General features: G+C 43.7%; 12 protein-coding genes. All 12 read left to right on the top strand.

Annotation, left to right across the window (positions count from 1 at the left end):
• Positions 1-21: 21 nt before the first annotated feature.
• The 12 genes from serC to OW255_RS17715 all read left to right on the top strand — a co-directional run bounded on the left by serC (position 22) and on the right by OW255_RS17715 (position 23,076).
• Positions 22-1,107 (top strand): 3-phosphoserine/phosphohydroxythreonine transaminase, encoded by a 1,086-nt coding sequence (serC, locus tag OW255_RS17770; protein WP_268114837.1) that lies wholly within the window; start codon positions 22-24, stop codon positions 1,105-1,107.
• 22 nt (positions 1,108-1,129) lie between these two features.
• Positions 1,130-2,296: a phosphoglycerate dehydrogenase gene (locus OW255_RS17765; RefSeq protein ID WP_268114836.1), complete on the top strand. Its 1,167-nt coding sequence runs from the start codon at positions 1,130-1,132 to the stop codon at positions 2,294-2,296.
• Between the two features lie 9 nt (positions 2,297-2,305).
• Positions 2,306-3,550 carry a DUF1015 domain-containing protein gene (locus tag OW255_RS17760; RefSeq protein WP_268114835.1) on the top strand — a complete coding sequence of 415 codons (1,245 nt, stop codon included), beginning with the start codon at positions 2,306-2,308 and terminating at the stop codon, positions 3,548-3,550.
• A 568-nt stretch (positions 3,551-4,118) separates the two neighbouring features.
• Positions 4,119-10,121, top strand: coding sequence for a pectinesterase family protein (locus OW255_RS17755; RefSeq protein ID WP_268114834.1), 6,003 nt, complete (start codon positions 4,119-4,121; stop codon positions 10,119-10,121).
• 163 nt (positions 10,122-10,284) lie between these two features.
• A complete protein-coding gene (locus OW255_RS17750) occupies positions 10,285-12,996 on the top strand; it encodes a GH36-type glycosyl hydrolase domain-containing protein (protein ID WP_268114833.1) in 2,712 nt (903 codons plus the stop codon).
• A gap of 4 nt (positions 12,997-13,000) precedes the next feature.
• Positions 13,001-13,429, top strand: coding sequence for a cupin domain-containing protein (locus OW255_RS17745; RefSeq protein ID WP_268114832.1), 429 nt, complete (start codon positions 13,001-13,003; stop codon positions 13,427-13,429).
• 34 nt (positions 13,430-13,463) lie between these two features.
• Positions 13,464-15,182, top strand: a complete 1,719-nt coding sequence (locus tag OW255_RS17740) for a sensor histidine kinase (RefSeq protein ID WP_268114831.1) — start codon at positions 13,464-13,466, stop codon at positions 15,180-15,182.
• Complete coding sequence (locus OW255_RS17735; protein WP_268114829.1) at positions 15,175-16,731, top strand: response regulator transcription factor; 1,557 nt, start codon at positions 15,175-15,177, stop codon at positions 16,729-16,731. Before OW255_RS17740 ends, OW255_RS17735 begins: the two co-directional genes overlap by 8 nt.
• 108 nt (positions 16,732-16,839) lie before the next feature.
• Positions 16,840-18,162 (top strand): ABC transporter substrate-binding protein, encoded by a 1,323-nt coding sequence (locus OW255_RS17730; protein WP_268114828.1) that lies wholly within the window; start codon positions 16,840-16,842, stop codon positions 18,160-18,162.
• Positions 18,163-18,231: 69 nt separating this feature from the next.
• Positions 18,232-19,125 (top strand): carbohydrate ABC transporter permease, encoded by an 894-nt coding sequence (locus OW255_RS17725; RefSeq protein ID WP_024834964.1) that lies wholly within the window; start codon positions 18,232-18,234, stop codon positions 19,123-19,125.
• A 15-nt stretch (positions 19,126-19,140) separates the two neighbouring features.
• The gene (locus OW255_RS17720) at positions 19,141-19,962 is read left to right on the top strand and encodes a carbohydrate ABC transporter permease (RefSeq protein ID WP_268114827.1); all 822 of its coding nucleotides are present in this window, start codon (positions 19,141-19,143) and stop codon (positions 19,960-19,962) included.
• Between the two features lie 6 nt (positions 19,963-19,968).
• Positions 19,969-23,076: a hypothetical protein gene (locus OW255_RS17715; protein ID WP_268114826.1), complete on the top strand. Its 3,108-nt coding sequence runs from the start codon at positions 19,969-19,971 to the stop codon at positions 23,074-23,076.
• The last annotated feature ends 45 nt before the right edge of the window (positions 23,077-23,121 follow it).

Here is a 23,121-nt window from a genome sequence, read left to right as displayed (position 1 = left end):
TGAAAAAGAGGAGGAAGAGATATGAGCAGAGTGTTTAATTTTTCCGCAGGACCAGCCGTTCTGCCGGAGGAAGTCTTAAGAGAAGCAGCAGCAGAGATGATGGATTATAAGGGCTGTGGTATGTCCGTTATGGAGATGAGCCACCGATCTAAGATGTTTGAATCCATCATCGGAGAAGCAGAAGCTGATCTTAGGGAATTACTTAACATTCCGGACAATTACAAGGTCTTACTTTTACAGGGAGGTGCATCCCAGCAGTTTGCCATGGTTCCGATGAACCTTTTTAAGAATCGCGTAGGCGATTATATCATCACCGGAATGTGGGCAAAAAAGGCATACCAGGAAGCTTCGCTTTATGGAAAAGCCAATGCAGTTGCATCCAGCGCCGACAAGACCTTCAGTTATATCCCGGATGTTTCGGATCTGCCGATCTCAGAGGATGCAGACTACGTATATATCTGTGAAAACAACACCATTTATGGAACGAAATATAAGACACTTCCTAACACAAAGGGAAAACCCTTAGTAGCTGACCTCTCCTCCTGTTTCTTATCCGAACCTGTTGACGTTTCCAAGTACGGCATGATCTTTGCAGGAGTACAAAAGAATGTAGGGCCTGCAGGCGTAGTCATCGCTATCATTCGTGAGGATTTGATCACGGAAGATGTGCTGCCGGGAACTCCTACCATGCTGCGTTATAAGACCCATTTAGATGCAGGCTCTCTTTATAATACACCGCCTGCATACGGTATCTACATTTGCGGCAAGGTGTTCAAATGGTTAAAGAATTTAGGCGGCCTGGAAGCCATGAAAGAAATAAATGAAAAGAAGGCAGCCATCTTATATGATTTCCTGGATCAGAGCAAGATGTTTAAGGGAACTGTAGAGAAGAAGGACCGTTCTCTTATGAACGTACCGTTTGTTACCGGCGATGATGAGCTTGATGCTCTCTTTGTGAAAGAATCAAAGGCAGCAGGCTTTGAAAACTTAAAAGGCCACAGAAGCGTAGGCGGAATGCGCGCCAGCATCTATAACGCCATGCCAACAGAAGGCGTAGAGAAGTTAGTGGCATTTATGAAGGATTTCGAGGAAAAGCACGCCAAATAGGCAAGCGGGAAGGAGACAGGAAATGAAGAAAATGATTCATTGTTTAAATGAGATATCCCCCTGCGGAACTGCATTACTGACAGAGGAATATACATTAACTAAGGATATAAAGGAAGCACAGGGGGTATTGGTCCGCAGCGCTTCCATGCATGAGATGGAGCTGCCGGAAGGTCTTTTAGCCATCGCCAGAGCCGGAGCAGGTGTAAACAACATTCCCCTAGATGCCTGTGCAGCTGAGGGGATCGTGGTATTTAACACACCAGGTGCCAATGCAAACGGAGTAAAGGAGCTGGTAATCGCCGGCTTACTCCTGGCTTCCCGTGATATTACAGGAGGTATTGACTGGTGTAAGGCAAACGCAGAGGATGAGAACATTGCAAAATCTGCGGAAAAGGCAAAAAAAGCATTTGCAGGCTGTGAGATTAAGGGTAAAAAGCTGGGTGTCGTTGGCCTTGGTGCCATTGGTGCGGAAGTTGCCAATGCCTGTTCTTCCCTTGGTATGGAGGTTTATGGATACGATCCCTTCCTTTCTGTTAATGCGGCATGGGGACTTTCCAGAAACATCAGACATATCACTTCCTTAGATACCATTTACAAAGAGTGCGATTACATTACAGTTCACGTTCCCCTCATTGATTCCACCAAAGGAATGATTAATAAAGCAGCCTTTGATATCATGAAGGACGGTGTGGTCATCTTAAACTTTGCCAGAGACATTCTGGTAAATGAAGAGGATATGAAGACAGCCTTAGAGTCTGGTAAAGTAAAGAAATACGTTACCGATTTCCCAAATGCAACCTCCGCCCATTTAGAGGGAGCCATCGTGATTCCTCACTTAGGTGCTTCTACAGAAGAATCTGAGGATAACTGTGCAAAGATGGCAGTGGAAGAGATCATGGATTACATTGATAACGGTAACATCCGCAATTCTGTTAATTTCCCTGCCTGTGACATGGGAATCTGCAGAGCGGAGAGCCGTATTGCAGTTCTTCATCTGAACATTCCAAACATGATCGGACAGATTACAGGAACACTTGCAGCTGGTGATGTAAATATTACGGATATGACAAATAAGAGCCGTGAAAAATATGCATACACCCTAATTGACTTAGAAAAAACACCGGATGCCATGAGCATTCAGAAGTTAAATGCCATTAAGGGCGTTTTACGGGTGCGGGTGATCAAATAAGGAGGAATTATGGCCATTGTAAAACCATTTCAATGTGTAAGGCCGGATGAAGCGAGTGCTCATCTGGTGGCAGCTCTTCCTTACGATGTATATAACCGGAAAGAGGCGTGTGAAATTACAGCCGCAAATCCGAAGTCATTTCTTAATATCGACAGACCGGAAACCCAGTTTTCCGATGATGTGGATACGTATGACAGCCGGGTTTATGAAAAGGCCAGAGAGCTTTTAAATGCCTGGGTTTCTGACGGAACTTTATTAAAGGATAACAGGGAAGCTTACTATATTTATGAGCTTGTCATGAACGGAAGGAGCCAGACCGGAATCGTGGCCTGCTCCTCCATTGATGATTATGCACAGGGTATCATTAAAAAGCATGAGAATACAAGGGAAGAAAAGGAACTGGACCGGATTTGCCACGTAGACCGGACCGATGCCCAGACTGGCCCTATCTTCCTTGCTTACCGCTCAAAGAAAGCCATAAATGAAATCGTGGAGCGTGTCACTGCCACAAAGCCGCTCTATGATTTTACCGCAGAGGATGGAGTCAGCCATAAGATATGGCAGGTTTCTGATGCGGAGACCGTTTCAGAGATTGAACAGGCATTTCAGGGTGTTCCATCTACCTATATCGCAGACGGACACCATAGAGCAGCCTCTGCTGTGAAGGTAGGATTAAAGAGAAGAGATGAAAATCCAGGCTATACAGGAGAGGAACCATTTAACTTTTTCCTTTCTGTTCTTTTTCCTGATGAACAGCTTATGATTATGCCTTATAACCGTGTGGTAAAGGATTTAAACGGGCTTTCTGAGGAGGGGTATTTAAAGCAGGTGGAGGAAGCTTTTGTTGTGGAAGCTGTAGGAGATGATGCTTACTCACCGGATACCAAGGGAAGCTTTGGTATGTATTTAAATAAGAAGTGGTACCGTCTTACCATCAAGGATTCCTTCATATCAAAGGATCCGGTAAAAGGTCTTGATGTGTCTCTTCTTCAGGATCATCTGTTAAATCCGGTTCTTGGTGTGAAAGACCCAAGAATTGATAAGCGGATTGATTTCATTGGAGGAATCCGGGGACTGAAGGAGTTGGAAAAACGTTGCGGAGAAGATATGACCGTGGCATTTTCCATGTACCCTACTTCTATTGAGGAATTGTTCCAGGTAGCGGATGCAGGACTATTAATGCCTCCGAAATCTACCTGGTTTGAGCCGAAGCTACGGAGTGGGTTGTTTATTCATCCTTTGACTGCATTTTAAACAGAATATATTATAATAAAAAAGAATCCTGATTTTCAGGGTTCTTTTTTTGTGCGACCTTACCACCACTTTATTGTGCTTATGATATACAGTGAAATTTTTATCTTTAAAAAGAGAACGAACATGGAAAGTGGTATAAATGACTCAGAAAAATTAATGCAAAACATGGTCAACCGTGATATGGCATTGCATTGGTTTTCTGACCAGTCAACAATGACTAAGATGTTCTACAGATAAGATATAGACCTTGAATGCACAACTGGAAAGCGCTTACATGTGCCGATGGAGATAAATGGATAAGTGCAAAGAAAAAGTGAAATGATAAAACTTTATAGTAAAAACATACATGAAACAATACGGAAACATCTTTGATATTCTTTTAAAACCATAAAAAATAATTGGATTGTTTTTGAATATTTGTAAATATTACACAAAAAACGCTATTTGATTTATTCGTTTTATCAATTACTTTTCCATAAATATAAATGTATAATAGTGTAAGCTCTTACATAGTCGGAGAAGATATCAATGATGCTTGTAATGTAAAAAATAATAAGGGGGAGAAAAAGTGGGAGTCAAAGGAAAGGCATTTGCAAGAGTTGCGGCAGCAGGTCTGGCAGCAGTAGTACTGTGTACCAACAGTAATTTTCAGGCTTTTGCAACATTAGGGGACATGGTGGAGATGATTCCACAAAAGAAGGAGGCTGGCATTAGTACACCGTCAGAAGCAACACCATCGGAAGCCTCCGAATCAGTGGGGGAGAAAGAGACTATAATCACGGAAGTAAAGGCAGTAAAAGATATAGCTGCCACTCCATCAGAAGCACTAAAGACTTCCTCTGAGGTCTTTGAAGGAACATGGAGCCTTATAAAAGGAGATGGAATATTAAAGAATTCAGCTGATCAGGAAACAGATACGATTCAAAACGGCAGGGGAACCTATACAAACAGCGAAGGGCAGAGCTTTGGAATCGATGCTTCTGGGGGTAAATTTAATGTTCAGGCAGACCGGACTCAGATAAACAAAGGAACCACACTTGAGATTCCGGCGGTCGGAGAAGTCTTCGAGTTTGAAATTATTGCCCACAAAGTCTGGGACGGAAGCCATGCTTCTTCGGATAGCTCTGGGATTCTGGAGGGGGCAGAGAAGGCTGTGGTGGTGCAGGGTGCTAAGTCCTGTAAAGCAGAGAGCTATGCGGATTATTCAGATATAGATAACAATTATCGTGCTTATACCTATCGCTGTGTACTTGAAAAGGGAGCGGAGCAGGCTGCAGTTACGGTTGCAGCTTCAGGCACTCAATATGTGAAGAGCCTGGAGGTAAAGAGCTTACCGGCAACAGATGTTAATATTTCCGGTCGTTTAGAAGTGGAAAACGGGGATAGCCCGAAAAATGTAAAGGTGGTTCTTCTAAATGAGAGGACAAAGGAGATATTTACAGATATCGTTAATTTCAGCGATGGAGAAGCCAGCTATGAAGCAATGGCACCTGTCTATGATGAGGAAGAGGATTATCAGATCTACCTGGACAATGACCATTACAAGATTTCCGGCATAGACCAGATTCGGGTATCTGGCGGTACAGATAGTGAGGACTGCGATTTCTCAGTAACAAGCTCTGAGAAGCATTCGGTATCAATAAGCTTTTCGGAGAAAATCGATTTGGATGGTATGGAGTATACCTATACAAATACAGAGACGAATCAGGTGTATTCTTTTAAAACCAGTGAAAAAATTGAGCTTACAGAAGGAAACTATATCTTTTCCTTTGGAGGAGAGGCCGATCGTCTGGCGTATGAAATATCAGATGGAGAGAGCATTACCATAAAAGATAAGGATATCACTCAGAGGGTGGACTTAAAGCCGGTGACAGACTGGAGCTTTTACGCCGATGGAAGCAATGATTACTATCAAAAAGCTATTCAGAATGAAACGGGATATTTTAAGGGAGCTATCATTGATGCCACAAGCGGAAAGGTAATGCCAAACGGAGATGTAAAGTCAGCCAATTCCAGCCAGTTTGTTACTGGAGCTGTCATTCGAATCCCTGTAACAGGAGACTGTACCATGTCGGTGGAGGCATACGGGCCTCAATACGCACTGTATTCTGTGAAAGGAGTGTCTGCCAGGGATCAGAGCCCCTTTGTGTACAAGTATGAGGGCGAAAAGGGTTACATTGATATCACGTCAGATGGATCTGCTTATATCAAATCTGTTACACTTGTATATCCACCCAAAGAGGTTCAATATAAGGAACAGCCCGTAATGCCGGCAGTCGCTGACTTTGGAATGGGAGATAATCTGACCGTTTCACCAGAGGGGCAGAGACTTGTATTGACTCAGGCAGGCGGTGCTATGACAAGCGCAGGCCTTCATACGGTCAGCTATTATGTATTTCCAAAGACAAAGGACTGGCAGGTATTATCTGCGGATATTGTTTTAAAGGCAGGGACCACTAGCACCTCCAGCGGTGTTTTCTTCGGAGCCTTTGATGAAGAGTATCTCACAACCGTGGGCATCAGGGGAAAGACAGGGCTTAGAGGAATTCTATCCAAAACAACCTCAGAGCTGGTAGGAGCAGGGGGACCCAACCAGACAATACAAGATGGGGAAAAGGTTACTTTCACAGCTCGGAAAACAGATGGAGGACTTCTTGTTACTTATAAGACAAAGTCTGCGGGAGAAAGCAGCTATACATTTAAATATGACGACGGAAAAAATTTCCTGTTTAAGGAGGATAAGGCTGATACAGAGTGCTATTATGGTTTTGCCTTAGCGAGTGGAACCGCCGTGATTACCAACATGATGCTCTATGATGAGGATGACAACATTCTGTACGACCAAAATGACTGCTATGAGCCGGAGGGAACCGCTCCTGTTGCACTAAAGGTCATGGCTGAGGCTGATGCCTCCAGAGAATTTATCCGTGTTACCTGGACGGGAGAGGTGTGTACAGGAGATGAAAAGTATGTTCTCCAGGTATCCCAAGATGGCGTAAGCTGGGAAGATGTGGCTGATGATTTGACAGTTAACACCTATGATTATCCAATCACAGGCAGCGGCTCATGGTACTTTAGAATATGCGGAACGCTGGGCAATGCTTCGTCCATCGAGGATCGGAACCAGTGGGTAACCATAGAAAAGCCTGTAACAATAACAGCTGCGCTTCCGGCCCCGGCAGTTACTGCCACAGCAGATATAGATAATATTAAGCTGTCATGGGAGGCTGTGGAAACAGCAGACAGATACGAGATATACCGTTATTCTTATGATGAGACAAAAGCAGGAGCAAGGCTCATAGGAACTACCCAGGTTCCTGAATATACAGACAGCACCATAACACAGCAAATGCCCTACTATTATTACGTCAAAGCATTTTCCAATACCAACAGCAGCAATGCCTCACAGGAGGTATGGGCAGTTGCCACCGGACCCAGGAAGGGCCAGTATGCTTATGAGGACGAGGCGATTCCAGTGGTAATTACCAAGAAATCCTATGACACCTCCTATCAAAAGGAGATAGTGATAGAAGGTATCGCAGAGGAAGCCTGTATATTAAAAGCAATGGTAAACGGAAGCCAACAGGATACGGAAAAGGGAATAAAGGCAGGCGGAAGCTTCCAGCTGAACCTTGTATTAAAGGAAGGACGCAATGATGTCAATCTTTTATTTACAGATGCAGAAGGAGCCGTTACCAGAAAGACCTTTAACTACGTATATCTTACGAATTACGATATGGTGGTAGATGGCTCCTATGCCGGTAACGACGGAGACTTAGTAAATGGGATTCCTGTCTATAAAACAGTTACTGCCGCTGTCGGTGCCGTGCCCTCCGATTCTAAAGTAAGAAAAGTAATTCTTATAAAGGAGGGCTCTTACAGAGAGCATCTGGTTATCAACAAACCGTACCTTTCTCTGATAGGGGAAGACAGAGACCAGGTTAATATCCACTTCTATGACAGACTGGAAAGTCCGGAAGGTGGGGATATGAAAACCAGGTGTGCCGTTTATGTGACAAGCGAAGCAAAGGGATTTTCAGCAGAGAATCTCACCATTGAAAATGATTACGAGTATCTTGGAACCGGAAGCAATGAGTCTGCAGATGCGCTAAGGAATGATGCAGAAGGCGCTGTTTATGTAAATCTTTCCTTAAAGGGCTATCAGGATACTCTGTGCGCTAATGTAGGCAAGCAGTACTATTATAAATGTATGATCACTGGTAATGTGGACTTTATTTACGGCAACGACCCCAGAGCCTTATTTAAAGACTGCGATTTAATATTCCGTTATAACGGGGTAAAAAACAGTGGCTATCTAAGTGCACCAAAGACCTCAGAGACCGCGGCATACGGACTTACCTTTTATGACTGCCGCATCCTCTCGGAGGAGGGATGCAGCGGAAGTAAATACCGCCTAGGAAGGCCGTGGGGTGCTGACGGCTATTTAACCTTTATTAATACTTATATGGGAGGGGTAATAAACGGGGAAGAAAGCTATGATGATATGAGCGGAAATTCCTATAGGAAGGCAAGATTTTTCGAATTTGGAAGCTATGGTCCATCGTATGCAATCAATGAAAATCGCAGACAGATTTCTCCGGCAAAGGCAGAAGCAATGCTTGGGTCCTCCCTTCTTGGTTGGGAACCTGAAAAGGAGTCAAGCAGCCGTTCTGCGGATTATAAGGGCAGTGTAATTACAAATGAAGCGCCAAAGTATGTAATTTTCGGATACTCCCAGGATACCTACAACATAAAAGACGGAGATGATACCGGTTTAGGAGCTTTTAATTTAGAAGGCTATGCTCAGGCAGGAAACGTAACCGGCGGAGGTCTACTAAAGGAAACCTCAGAGAATTATTATACCGTTTCAGATGGGGAGTCCTTCCTAAAGGCGTTAAAGTACGCTAGTGACAGCGGCAAAAAATCGGTAATCGAAATTACAGAGGATATTAAGCTGGGAAGCAAGGAGATAGAAAATTACGCGGAGTACAGCAGCCTGATTAAGCCATACAGTGCCCAGGCACTGACTCATCCCGTATTAAAGGAGACTGGTGTTTCCGTATTAATGCTTAAAAATATGAGTAATCTGACGATTTTTTCAAGAAATGGTTCCGCACTGCTTCATGCAAATGTTGATATCAGCAATTCCTCTAACATTATTATCAGAAATCTGGTCTTTGATGAATTATGGGAGTGGGATGAGGAGACGGAAGGTAACTATGACCGAAATGACTGGGATTATATGACCATTGAAAATGAAAGCACCAACATCTGGGTGGATCATTGTACCTTTTATAAGGCATATGACGGTGTCATTGACGTTAAAAATCCAAGTACTACAAAAACCAGCAACATCACCATTTCCTGGTGCAGCTTTTTACCGGCCAGCAGAGGAGATTTCTTTGACGATATGATGGAGGAGATTGCATCTAATCCACAGAAATACCCTTATTATACTCATTTGATCAATGACCTTCGTATGACCAGGGAACAGGTATACTACTATGCGTATGGTCAGAAGAAGACCCATCTTTTGGGACAGTCAGATGATGCTGTCAATGCGGCAAATATCAGGCTGACACTGGCAAACAATTATTATAAGGATTCTATGGACCGTATGCCAAGGCTGAGATATGGAGCGGCCCATGTGTATAACTGCGTGCTTGATGCGGCAGATTTATACCAGGTTAAGAATTCCATAGCAAACAGTGAGGCGGCAGCAAAGATTGTAAGCAATGGCGCAAGCTCTACCTGCAAAGGGGAGCTACTTTTAGAAAACTGCTATATTGACGGTATTGTTAATGCCTTAAACAGCGGCAATGGCGAAAGTCCCTCAGGCTATATCAATGCAATTAATTCCGTTTACTATATGGACGGAATTAAGACTGAGCTTAAGCCTAAATCCAACAGCACTACGGATTCTTCCATATTAGTGCTTGATGCTGGGAAATTTAAGAGTAAGCTTCCATATAAGGCACCTGTGCTGTATCCGGCAGAGAGGTTAAAGGAGCTTGTGATTCCTAAGGGCGGAGCCGGAGCGATTGAGATGACAGTTCTCCAATGGGAAAAGGGAATATATTTTGACACGGTCAATACAATTCCTGACGATGATGATGATGTCAATACAGATCCGAAGGAGGAGGACTCCGATTCCGATGAGGATACCTCAGTTTATGAATTAAAGACAGATAAAAAAGAGGCAGCAAACCGCAGGAGAAATGCCGTAGAAGTAAAAGAAGCTGACACTGGAACCTGGCTGAAAAACAGTGAAAATGCATGGTGTCTCATAAAAAAGGACGGTACCATTGCAGTACAGGAGTGGTGTCTGGCAGATGGAATATGGTATTATTTCAACCAGAGCGGATATATGGCGGTAGGCTGGCTTCAGGCAGCGGATGGAAAATGGTACTATTTAAATCCGACTTATGGCGGAATGGCAACGGGTTGGGTTATGGCAGACGGAAAGTGGTATTACCTGGATACCGTAAACGGAGACTGCCTGATGAACAAGACAACGCCGGATGGCTATCAGGTGGATGAAAATGGAGCCTGGATGGAAGGCAGCAATTAAAGATTAGATAAAAGGATGCAGAGCTTGGCAGTAATAATAGCTCTGCATTTTCTTTGTTAAAAGTAAAAATAATAACCTTTTCTCCAAAATATTTTGATTTAGTAATCCATCCCCATAGGATATAATTTAAGAAAACCATGAGGATGAAAGGAAGGGAACTGGGATGAAGTATGAGCTATTAGGGGAACAGGGAGATTTTATCATGGAAAATCCAGACCTGGTCAGCGGTCTTTATTTTCCTCTGGCCAATGAAGCCGGAGTCATGAGCAGTATATCGCCAGACCTTGGGGGAGACAGTAAGATGGATCAGAACTCCTTTTTGCTGCCGCCGGTGAGCATAGATAATCTTCACAATGACAGATCGTCCAGAAACATCTGGTGCAGAATCAATGGAAAAGAGTTATGGTCTCTGACCGGACGCTCTGCCTGGCAGCAGGCGAAGAAGTTTTCCAGATACAAGGAACCTGTGGTTTTAGAAGCAGGATTCATGCATCATAAGATCACCAGAATCTCAGAAGAAATTGGATGTAAGGCAGAACTTAGCAGCGTGGTTCCTGCCACTGGTGAGACCGTGGAATTAATGAAGATCCAGATACAAAACATTTCTAACGAATATAAGAACTTACAGGTTATCACAGCCATTCCTATGTATGCCCGCTCTGCCGATAACATCAGAGATCACCGCCATGTCACGGCTCTTTTGCACCGGATTAAAACGACCGATTGCGGTGTTATGGTAACTCCCACCATGACCTTCGATGAAAGGGGGCATAAGAGAAATGATCGCTCCTATGGTGTGTTTGGTGGAAATGAGACTCAAAAGCCCATGGGGTATTATCCGGTTCTTGGGGACTTTATTGGAGAAGGCGGTAATTTAGAAACTCCCAGGGCTTTGTTTGAAAGCTGTCTTGATGTAAAGGGAGCTAATTATGAGACTGGTGGATATGAAGCCTTAGGAGGGCTTTGCTTTTCAGAATGCAGAGTAGCCCCTCAGGAAACCATTACCTATGTGATCGCCATGGGGTATGGGAAGTCAGAAAAAGATTTAATGGAAAACTGCTGCGGCTTCTTATCAGAAGCAGCCTTTGACAGGTGCTGGAATGAGACAAAAGAGTACTGGAAGGAAAAGGTAAATGTAAGTCTTCAGACGGGAGATTCCGAGTTTGACCGCTTTATGAAGTGGGTGAGCTTTCAGCCCATGCTTAGAAGAATCTACGGCTGTTCCTTTTTGCCCCATCATGACTATGGAAAAGGCGGACGCGGCTGGAGAGACTTATGGCAGGATTGTCTGGCCCTTCTTATGATGAATCCAGGGGGAGTCCGCCAGATGTTACTGGATCACTTCGGGGGAGTGCGGTTTGATGGAACCAATGCCACAATCATAGGAAGCGGTCAGGGAGAATTCATTGCAGACAGGAACAACATTACCAGAGTCTGGATGGATCATGGAATATGGCCGTTTTTGACCACGGAATTATACATACATCAAACCGGAGATTTGGGAATTTTATTGGAGAGCAATTCCTATTTTAAAGACATGCAGGCAGTGCGGGGAGAGGAAAAGGATACCCTATGGAAGCCAGAAGAAGGAGAACGGTTAAAAGACAAGGAGAATCACATTTATACCGGAACTATTCTGGAACATTTACTGATTCAGAATCTTACCTCATTTTATGAAGTGGGAGAGCACAATCACATAAGAATCAGAGGTGCTGACTGGAATGATGCCCTGGATTTAGCCAATGAAAGGGGAGAAAGCGTAGCCTTTACCGCCATGTACGCCTCTAATTTAGATGGTCTTGCAGCCCTTCTTGCAGCCCTTGGGGCACAAGGAATCAATGAATTTCAGCTGGCAGAAGAAATCTTGGTTCTGTTGACTGAGGATGAAACGATATATGATGATATCAACCGGAAAAAAGAAATCCTGGCTGAGTATTGTAAAAAATCAATTCACCAGGTCTCTGGAGAAAAGATGACCATAAGAGGAGACAGGCTGCAAAAAGACTTAAAGGGGAAAGCTGAATGGATTTATAATCATATTCGAGAAACGGAATGGGTCACCTCCAAGGACGGTCATGGCTGGTACAACGGCTATTATGACAATTCAGGAAATAAGGTTGAAGGCGATCATGAGACCGGAGTCCGCATGATGCTTACCAGTCAGGTATTTACCCTTATGTCAGGCACTGCCACCGATGATCAGGTCAGGGAGATTGTAAAATCAGCAAATGCTTACCTGTACCGAAGAGAAGTCGGCGGATATCGGTTAAATACAGATTTTCATGAGGTAAAGATGGATTTAGGCAGAATGTTCGGATTCGCCTATGGACATAAGGAAAATGGAGCGGTATTTTCTCATATGGCTGTTATGTTTGGCAATGCCCTATACCGGAGGCAAGCTTCTAAGGAAGGATATGGAGCGCTCTTTGCCTTATTCGACCATTGCAGTGATTTTGAAAAGAGCAGGATTTATCCTGGAATTCCGGAATATATCGACGCAAGCGGAAGAGGGGTCTACCACTACCTCACCGGAGCAGCAAGCTGGTATCTGGTTACGGTGCTGACTCAGATGTTTGGAATCAGAGGATATTATGGGAACTTAACGTTCCGTCCCCAGCTTCTAAAGGAGCAGTTTGATGAAAATAACCAGGCCTCTGCTTCCTTGGAATTTGCAGGAAGAAGCTTAAAAATCATATATAAAAACCCAGATCAGTTAGAGCCGGAGACATATCAGGTTCATGGCATCACCATAAATGGCGTTTCTTATCAATCAGGGAGACAGGATTCCATAATTGAGAGAGAACATATTATAAGCCTGCCGGAACACCAGCTGCATATCATTGAAATAAGCTTAAACGGAACGGGGAGGGACTGACGGAATGAATGGAATTGAAAGAACTAAAATACAACACCAGGGTTATTTGCCCCTAATAGATTACGAAACCTGGAGAGTGGCGGTTCTGAGTTACTGTCTTGATGTAAGATTGGATCAGTTGGTCACCATGCAAAGGCATTTGGAAACAGATGAGGTGTTTGTTTTATTGGAAGGAAACTGTGTCCTTTTCTCTGGAGGAAATGGGGAGCACCCGGAAGAAATCCAATGGGTAAAGATGGAGAAGAACCAGCTTTATAATGTAAAGAAAGGGGTCTGGCATACCCACACCTTAGATGAGGAAGGAAGCGTTCTCATTATAGAAAATCAGGATACCACAGATGATAATTCCCCCACAGAAACGTTGAAGGAAGCGCAGATTGAGGCAATCAGAAAAGCCGGTGACTCTTTTGACATTTTCTGCCAGAAACATTAGAATAAGGGTATGATGAATACAAGGGGAGAGCGCTATGACTGGTTTGAGAGAGCTATGGAACAACATGAGAATTAAGACTAAGATATTGGTCATGTATTTGACCATCCTGTTTATTTCATTTGTCATCACATTTTCTGTCATCTCGGTCATTAACAGCTCCTATACGAAAAATGAGATTACAAATGCGGGAACCCAGACTGTCAGCGCCCTGAAAGGAAACCTGTCCCTGATTTTTGAAAATGTGACCCAGTTTTCTAATCTCCTCTACTTTGATAAAAATGTTCAGGAGGTATTAAGGCACGTGGACAATGCCTCCATTGATCCCTCCATTCAAAAGACCATCAAGCAGAGTTTGGTCAACATGATACTGTCCGGAGAGTACATATCCAGCGTCATGATCATTGATTCCTATCACAACTCCTACAGCTCTTATAAAATGGCTCCCAAGACTGTGTCAATGGATAAGCTCCTGGAGGCAGAGTGGTATCAGAAAATTGCAGACCACAGGGGAAACGGTTTCTTCATGAAAGGAAGCGAAGGGGTCATTGAATTTTACGGGGATACTCCATATATCACCTATGTCCGGGAGATTCGGGATGTCAATAATTATAAGCCCCTGGCTATTTTACTGGTCACTGTCAATGAGGAAACCATCCGCAATTACTTCAATCAGGTCAGTGATGCCCAGAAAAATGATTTTTATATCATTGACGGTAAGGGCGAGTATATTGTGGCGCCGAAAAAAGACTTAGGACGGGAAGATAACCGGCTTGTGATTACCCAGGATATTGGCATTGAAGACTGGAAGCTGGCGGGACTGTTTCAGTTTGATGATATCACGGTTCTTGCCCCATACTATTCCACTGTCGTTATTTTAATCATCTGTATCAATGTGATTTTCGTCTTTTTCTGCTCTGTCATGCTGACCCGTTTTATTTTCCACCCCCTAAAGAAAGTGGAATCTCATATGATGCTGGTGGAACAGGGGCAGTTTGTTGAGATGGAGGTAAGCCAGCAAAAAAATGAGATCAACAACTTAAAAAAAGGATTCAATCACATGACCACCTCCATAAAGAACCTGATTCATAAGGTGAAGGAGGAGGAGCAGATCATTGCAAAGACAGAACTGAACCTGCTTCAGGCCCAGATCAATCCTCATTTCTTATACAACACCCTGGATGCAGTATCCGCTCTGGCACTGATGAAGGATTACGATAACTGCTTTAAGATGACCCAGGCGCTTGGAAGGTTTTACCGAAACAGCCTAAACAGTGGCCTTGATTTCATAAAGGTAAAGGATGAAATCAGCTGCATTGAGAGTTATCTGACCATATTAAATATCCGTTATGACAATGAAATAAGGACAGAGATTGATGTGGAGGAAGAGGTAAAGGAATGTGAGATATTAAAGCTTTTACTTCAGCCCCTGGTGGAGAATGCTGTGCACCATGGAATCAAGCCAAAGGATGGGAAAGGCACCATATCCATTCGGGTATTTTCTGATGAGGATGAGATTATTTTCATCGTATCCGATGATGGAATTGGAATGTCGGAAGAGAAGATTGCGGAAATCATGGAAGGAAGGTCTGCAACGGGGAAATCCGGTTTTGGACTCTATAATCTGATGCAGCGGATCACTCTCTATCACGGAATTAAACAGCCGGTTCTCATACACAGTGAAATGGGCAATGGAACAGAAGTGGCAGTGAGGGTCAAACGTTTGGATACAAGGGGGGATTATTGGGTTGATTAAGGTACTGATCGTTGACGATGAAAAACTGGAACGTGTATTAATCAGCAAGGGGTTTCCCTGGGAAGAGCATGGCTTTCAGATTATAGGGGAAGCTTCTTCTGGTATGGAAGCCCTGGAATTTATTAAACACAGAAGGCCGGAGCTGATTATAACAGATATCAACATGCCTCATATGGACGGGCTTAAGCTGGCGGAACATATCTATTCTCTTTATGAGAAGGTGCATGTCATCATTATAACAGGATACCGGGAATTTGAATACGCAAGGCAGGCTGTTAAGCTGGGGGTAGAAGATTTTCTTTTAAAGCCGGTGGATATGAATGAGCTGTCAGACATTGCAGCCCGGATTAAAATGAAAATTGGGAAGGAAAAGGCCCACGAGCAGGAAGTGGAGATGCTAAAACAGAATGTATCCGCAGACCAGGATATATTAATGGAAAGCTTCTTTCAGCGGCTGGTAGAGCAGCGCATCACCAAAGAGGAAGCAGAGAAAAAACTCTATGCTTATAGCTGTGAAGCCCTCCTTGATTCCTGCTGCTGCCTTAGTATCCATATAAAAGATGAGAACTCTGACACGGAGCCTCATAAAAAAGCAATGGAACTTTTTAGAGAACATGAGATTCCCCAGACCATATCCTTTCTTCATTATATGAAACACATGATAATATTCTGCGTGGGAAGCAGTGTAATGAAAGGAAAGGAGATTGCCCAGGAATTTCACCACATACTTTCTGATAACAGGTTAAGTGCAACCATCGGGATCAGCGGAATAAAACATGGCTTTAAGGGAATCGGAACGGCCTTTACTGAGGCGGAACATGCCCTGAGTGCATCGGTTCTCTTAGGAGGTAACCAGGTCATTACCTATGAAGATTATCTGCGCGTGAAGGAGAAAAATCCAGGGAAACTGATGTTTGACTGGGACGATTTTCTCTTTTCTCTGACCAATGGAATATCGGAACGGGTATGGACCTTCATAGAAGATTATATTAGTGGAATCAGAAATTCCAAAGTGACAGAGGTGGAATATCTAAGGCTTATGACCATGGACTTAACTTCCAAGGCAGGAAGCACCCTACATAAATATGGGGACAGTCTGGAGCAGCTCATTGGAGAAGAGGCTCTTTATGAAGGAATACGGGGAATTCAGTCTCTGGATGATTGCCGCAGGTTCCTAAAAGACTGGATGAATCTCATTTTAGATTATCACAATGGAAAAAAGACGAAGCAGGGAAATAAGGTGGTGAGAGAAGCCCTTTCTTATATCAATGAGAATTTCTGTGATCCCAACCTGTCCTTAAAGACCGCAGCAGCTAACGTCTATTCCAATGAGAGCTATTTAAGCAGGGTCTTTAAAAAAGAGGTTGGCTTAAGTCTGATTGAATATGTGATGAAAAAGCGGATCGAGGAAAGCATTCTCCTTCTCAATTCCACGGATTTGAAAGTGTATGAAATTGCGGAAAAAGTTGGCTTTCGGGATTCCCATTACTTTAGCATTTGCTTTAAAAAGCATGTGGGCGTCACGGTGAAGGAATTTAAACAAAGGTAGTAAAATTTCTTACCTATTGAGTCAAAATATTAAATTGAGTCAGAAAGCAGTTTTCCGTATACTGATAGTATCATATGGTTACACAAAATCCAGGAGGAGGAATTTGTAATGAAAAAAGGAATGGGAAAAAGGGTTTCAGCCGTTATACTGACTGCCGCCCTGGCAGTGGGATTGGCAGGCTGTGCAGGCAAGAGCAGTACGCCGCCAGCAGCAGCGGGATCATCAGGATCTGGAAAAGATAAGGTGGTGTTAAATGTCTGGCACCAGTGGTCCAATGATACCAACGAGTTAAAGAAGAAATATGATGAAGCAGTAGCCGCTTACATAAAAGACAATCCAGATGTGGAAATCAATACGCAGACGCTGGATACAGAAGCTTATAAGACGAAAATCTCCGCAGAGTTTGCAGGAGATGCCAAAGGAATCGATTTGTTTTACTACTGGGGGGCAGGAACCGCCAGAAAGATGGTAAATGCAGATAAATTACTTCCTCTGGATCCTTATATCACCGATGAGGTAAAGGGTAAATTGCTGGAGGGATCTACGGCAGCCTTTGAATACAATGATAAAACCTATTCCCTTCCCATGTTTTCCTGGTATATGACCTTGTACTGCAATAAGGACCTGTTTGAGCAGGCAGGAGCAGAACTTCCTAAGACGTATGACCAGCTGGTTACTGCGGTAGAGAAGCTTTCAAAGCTTGATGGGGTAACGCCCATGGCTTCCGGTGCAAAGGACGGATGGAACGCAGCTTTTATCTATCAGGCATTGGCCTTACGGTCAGTGGGTGCGGAAGATATCAACAAGATGCTGTCTGGAAAAGCTCCCTTTGAAGGGGAAGGATATAAGGACGCTGCAGATAAGGTACAAGAATTATACAAGATGGGCGCTTTTGGTGCCAATCCCTTAGAGCAGAGCAATGACGATGCCAATGCAGCCTTTGGAAACGGGAAAGCAGCCATGAGACTTATGGGAAGCTGGTTTGCAAACAGCATTTATTCCGATAAGACGGTTACCATTAAACCGGAGGATGTAGTTGCCATGAAGATTCCCATGATTCCAGGCAAAGGAAATGAAGGAGATTACTGCGGTGGATTCGTAGAATCCTTCTGGGTCAATAAAAACACAAAGAATCCCGACCAGGCAGCCAAGTTTGCAATCTACATCAATGAAAAGATGGGGGAAGCAGCCTATGAAACAGGAAGCGGTTTCAGCGGCTGGAAAACAGAGATCGATGAGAAGGGGTTAAATCCGCTGTTCATACAGATCAAGGATCTTCTTTCTCAGGGAACCACAGCCGTTCTTGCCTGGGATACTTCCTTAGATGCAGAGCCAGCCACCATTCACAATGAACAGGTCCAGACCTTGTTTGCACCCAATGCGGATACGGGTGAATTCATAAAAGAACATGAGGCGGCTATTAACAAGTAAGTAAGAGCAAAGGGGGTATCGCTTACAGACTGAGGCGATGCCCTTTTTTTGCCAAAAAGGAGGTCTTTTATGAACAACATGTTAGGGAAAAAAAGAAATGTAGCCTGCTTTGTGCTGCCTGCCCTTATTTTATTTGTCAGTTTCAGTATCATTCCCCTGATTATTTCCGGGATCTACAGCTTCTTTCAATACGATGGGATCGGCAAGATGAATTTCATTGGACTTGGAAATTATATCAGGATGTTTTTAGAGGACCGTCATTTCATCAAAGCAGTGACCAACTCCCTTATCTTAGTAGGAGCGTCCCTGCTGATACAGCTTCCCATTTCCCTGATTCTTGCAATGGTTTTGGCAAGAGGAGTGAAGGGCGAACAATTTTTCCGAACGGTCTATTTTCTCCCGGTGGTAATATCCAGTATGGTCATCGGTCAGCTTTGGATGAAGATGTTCAACAGCGATTACGGACTTTTAAATGGACTCATTCGTGCCATGGGATATTCTAAATTTAATTATTCCTGGCTCTCAAACCCGGAGACTGCCTTTCTTTCCACCGTGGTCCCGGCAGTGTGGCAATACATCGGCTACCATATGCTTATTTTCTACGCAGGAATCAAATCCATCTCTCCGGACTATTATGAGGCGGCCCAGATCGACGGCGCCAGCAAATGGCAGGTGAATACAAAAATCACCCTTCCCCTTCTGGCTCCGGTGGTAAAGACCTGTGTCATCTTTTCCATTACCGGTTCCTTACGTGCCTTTGATTTAATCTATGTTATGACAGGAGGCGGTCCAAACCATGCAAGTGAAGTGCCGGCAACCCTTATGTACAACAATTTATTCCGAAAAGGGCTGTATGGCTATGGAAGTGCCCAGGCATTTTTCATCGTAGTGGAGTGCCTTATTTTCACCTTTATTGTGAGCCGGCTGTTTAAAAAAGCAGAAGAAAATGCTTCAGCCATATAAGAGGGGGATGATACTATGAAAATCAGAAAAAAAATTAAATTTTTGGTGCTGAGCCTGATTGCGGTCTCTCAGATTTTCCCTTTGTACTGGCTGATTACTTTCTCTTTAAAGACAAACGGAGAGATTTTTGGAGAAAATATCATCGGACTTCCAAGGTACTGGAGGTGGGAAAATTACCAGTCCGCCTTGACTCAGACCAAACTGATCCAGTATTTCTTAAATTCCGTGTTCTATTCCATGGTCACCGTCATCATTGCCGGTCTGTTGTCAGCCATGGCCGCCTATGCCATTGCCAGAATGAAATGGAAGTTAAAAGCCCTGGTATTCGGTGTGTTTGCCCTGGGAATCATGATTCCGGCCCAGGCCGCACTGCTTCCCCTGTTTCAGCTTCTGGATAAGACGGGACTAAAGGGAGGTTATCTTGGGCTTTTGATTCCTTATATCTCTGGTGCTCTTCCCATGAGCATTATGATTCTGACCGGATTTTATAAAAGCATTCCAATGGAGATTGAGGAGGCGGCCTGCATTGATGGCTGTGGGATTATCCGCTGCTTTGCAACCATAATCCTTCCCATTATAAAGCCTGCTCTTGCAACGGCATCTGTTTTTACCTTTTTAGGAACCTGGAATGAACTGATGCTGGCCAACACCTTTGTAGACAGCGACCGTTACCGGACCCTGCCGGTAGGTATCATGTCCTTTGCCGGACAGTATTCCACGGATTGGGGACTCATTGGTGCTGGTATGGTGATTGCAACGTTGCCAACCATTGTCATTTACTTTATGCTGAGCAATCAGATTCAGGATAGTCTGGTAGCAGGCGCGGTGAAAGGATAAGAAGCGATGTTTGATGATAGAGGAAGATTTATTATAGAAGATTATAACCGGAAAACCACATGTTCCAGTTTTCTGCCTGGGATCAATGGAATCCATGGCATTCCTCTCTGGAGTTTTTATGTAAACCGCGGGCAGGCCATTGCAAGCTTTGGCGTGGAGAATAAAAATAATTCCATTCTGGAGTTTTACCCGGCTCATCAGGCATACCAGCTTGTGAGAAATCTGGGATTTCGCACCTTTATAAAGATAGGGGAAGAAGTATATGAGCCATTCCGTTCCGATTCTCTCCAAACACGGATGTACGTGGGAATGAATGAGCTGGAATTGGAGGAAATCAATGACCAGATTGGCCTTAAAATCAATATCCGGTATTTTACCCTTCCGGAGGAACCCCTGGCTGGCTTTGTAAGAAGAGTGGTCGTTAAAAATATATCAGGTAAGCCTATGGATTTGGAAATCCTTGATGGACTTCCAGGAATCCTTCCCTATGGAATAGATTTAAGGGCAATGAAGGATATGGCTCAGACCATGAAAGCATGGATGCAGGTGGAAGATTTAGAGAAAAGAATGCCATATTACCGGGTGCGGTACAGCACAGGAGACCATGCCATGGTTTCCAAGGTGGAAAGAGGCAATTTCATGCTGTCATTCTCGAAGTCCGGAGACCTTCTGCCAATCATCGGTGACCCGGAGTTGATATTTGAATATGATACTGCATTGGAGCACCCCATTGGATTTTTGAAGCATCGTTTAAGAACCCTGTTAGAGAAAAAGCAGATTGGGCAGAATACAGTTCCATCCGGTTTTTCCTGTGTGGAACAATGCCTCTCACCCGGAAATGAGCTGGAGTGGAACAGTGTGATTGGTCAGGCAGCTTCAAAGCAGATACGAGATACCTATGCAGACCAGACGCTTGACCGAAGCTATTTTGATGGAAAGTATGAGACAGCAATAAAAATGACCAGACAGCTTGGGGATTCCATCGAAACAAAAACAGCCGATCCCGTCTTTGATGCTTATTGCAGGCAGACGTTCATAGATAATGTTTTACGGGGCGGCTTTCCTATCCTTCTTGGGGAGGATTCCGTCTTTTATATCTATTCCAGAAAACATGGAGATATCGAGCGGGATTACAATGATTTTTCCATGTTGCCCGAGTACTATTCTCAGGGAAATGGAAATTTCAGGGACTTGAATCAAAACCGGAGAAGCGATGTTTTATTTGCCCCTTATGTAAAGGATCATAACATAAAACTGTTTTATAATCTGATTCAATTGGACGGATATAATCCTTTGGTCATAAAGCAGGCTGCCTATGAAATGAATCAAGTGAAAGAGGTTCTGGAGCTGGTTCAGGGAGACAGTCAATTGGTGGTGAAGGAATTTTTCCAGAAAGAATATTCCCCAGGCAGCTTATATACATTGCTGGACCAGCAGAATATCACTCTGGCTTGCAGCAGGGAAGAATTCTTGTATCGGGCAGTAAAAATGAGTATTCCAAAATTCCCGGCTGAATTTACCGAAGGCTACTGGACGGACCACTGGACCTACAACCTTGATCTCATAGAATCTTATCTGAGTGTTTACCCGGAAATGGAAGAGGAACTTTTATATCTGGATAAAAGCTATACGTTTTATGAGTCAAGGGCAGTGGTAAATCCCCGTTATAAAAGGTATGTCCAGACAGAACATGGTGTAAGACAATATCATGCCCTTGACGAGGAACGGAAAAAGGGTGTCTCCACTCATACGGTACATACGGCTTATGGGACCGGAATGGAGTATAGGACCAATTTAATCTCAAAACTCATATTGCTGGCAGTGAATAAAGTGGCAACTCTTGATATGATGGGGTATGGAATTGAGATGGAGGGCGGAAAGCCAGGCTGGTACGATGCCCTAAATGGTCTTCCGGGACTGTTTGGTTCCTCCATGCCGGAAACCTTTGAATTATACCGCTTGCTCCTATGGATTCAAAATGTACAGAACCGATATTGTCACCCTGTTGTGGTACCAGTGGAGCTGCATGATTTTATGAATGGCCTTCAAAATACCTTTGAAAGCTATCAAGAGAATCATAAAAGCAAGCTGTGGGTCTGGAACGAGTGCAACCGGCTTAAGGAAGATTACAGGGAGCAAACCGTATTTGGAATCCTTGGAGATGAGATTGTAATACCATTTCAGAACCTGGAGAAAATGCTGAAAGTCTGGATTTCCTATGTAGAAGAGGGCATACATGAAGTCTGTGACGGCAATGATCGGATTCCTACTTATTTTTCCTATGAATTTGACCACTATGAGTACGAGGGGAAACATATAATTCCTGTCAATGTAAAGGCGGTACCCCTTCCATTATTCTTAGAGGGATACGTTCGGTATTTTAAGCTTCCTGTTGCCAGAGAAGATAAGACCGCTTTATACCACAAGGTAAAAAAATCAGGACTGTATGATTCAAAGCTTAAGATGTATAAGGTCAACGAATCCCTTCAGGAGGCTTCCTTTGAGATAGGAAGAGCCAAAGCATTCTCCCCTGGGTGGCTGGAGAATGAGTCCATCTGGCTTCATATGGAATACAAATATCTGCTGGAGCTGTTGAGATTAAAGCTGTATCATGAATTCTTTGAGGATTTCCACAATGCCTGTATTCCTTTTTTGTCAGAAGAAATGTATGGAAGAAGCCTTTTAGAGAATTCCTCCTTCCTGGCGAGCAGTGCCAATGCAGATGAAAAAATTCACGGAAAAGGGTTTGTAGCCAGGTTAAGCGGTTCCACGGCTGAATTTTTGCAGATGTGGCAAATTATGATGTTTGGAGAACAGCCGTTTCGCATGGAAAAAGAAACGCTTATCTGTAAGCTGGAACCGACAATCCCGCAGTATTTAATTCCTGAGATCAAACGCATAGAAGCCAGATTTTTAGGTAAGACCGTGGTGGTCTATCGCTTTGACAAAAAGAAAGATATCACACCCGGATCTTATCAGATTAAAAAGATCCGGATCGAGTTCTTAAATGGACAGATGAAAGAGACGAATGATGCCTTAATCACTGGTGATGATGCAAAAGAGCTAAGGGCTGGCAAAGTGAGATCACTAGTAATAGAGATTCAGTTGAATTAAGAGCCTTCCAAGGATAAGTAGCTCACTACGAAATTTATCTGTTTA

This window comes from Lacrimispora xylanolytica (assembly GCF_026723765.1).
GTDB lineage: Bacteria > Bacillota > Clostridia > Lachnospirales > Lachnospiraceae > Lacrimispora > Lacrimispora xylanolytica.
Note: the sequence above shows the minus strand (reverse complement) of the source record. Positions and strands in the feature narration are given on the sequence as shown.

Coding starts and splice junctions, on each gene's coding strand:
- OW255_RS17745 (WP_268114832.1), top strand. CDS start 13,001: ATGAATGGAATTGAAAGAACTAAAATACAACACCAGGGTTATTTGCCC.
- OW255_RS17730 (WP_268114828.1), top strand. CDS start 16,840: ATGAAAAAAGGAATGGGAAAAAGGGTTTCAGCCGTTATACTGACTGCC.
- OW255_RS17725 (WP_024834964.1), top strand. CDS start 18,232: ATGAACAACATGTTAGGGAAAAAAAGAAATGTAGCCTGCTTTGTGCTG.
- OW255_RS17740 (WP_268114831.1), top strand. CDS start 13,464: ATGACTGGTTTGAGAGAGCTATGGAACAACATGAGAATTAAGACTAAG.
- OW255_RS17760 (WP_268114835.1), top strand. CDS start 2,306: ATGGCCATTGTAAAACCATTTCAATGTGTAAGGCCGGATGAAGCGAGT.
- OW255_RS17750 (WP_268114833.1), top strand. CDS start 10,285: ATGAAGTATGAGCTATTAGGGGAACAGGGAGATTTTATCATGGAAAAT.
- OW255_RS17765 (WP_268114836.1), top strand. CDS start 1,130: ATGAAGAAAATGATTCATTGTTTAAATGAGATATCCCCCTGCGGAACT.
- OW255_RS17720 (WP_268114827.1), top strand. CDS start 19,141: ATGAAAATCAGAAAAAAAATTAAATTTTTGGTGCTGAGCCTGATTGCG.
- OW255_RS17715 (WP_268114826.1), top strand. CDS start 19,969: ATGTTTGATGATAGAGGAAGATTTATTATAGAAGATTATAACCGGAAA.
- serC (WP_268114837.1), top strand. CDS start 22: ATGAGCAGAGTGTTTAATTTTTCCGCAGGACCAGCCGTTCTGCCGGAG.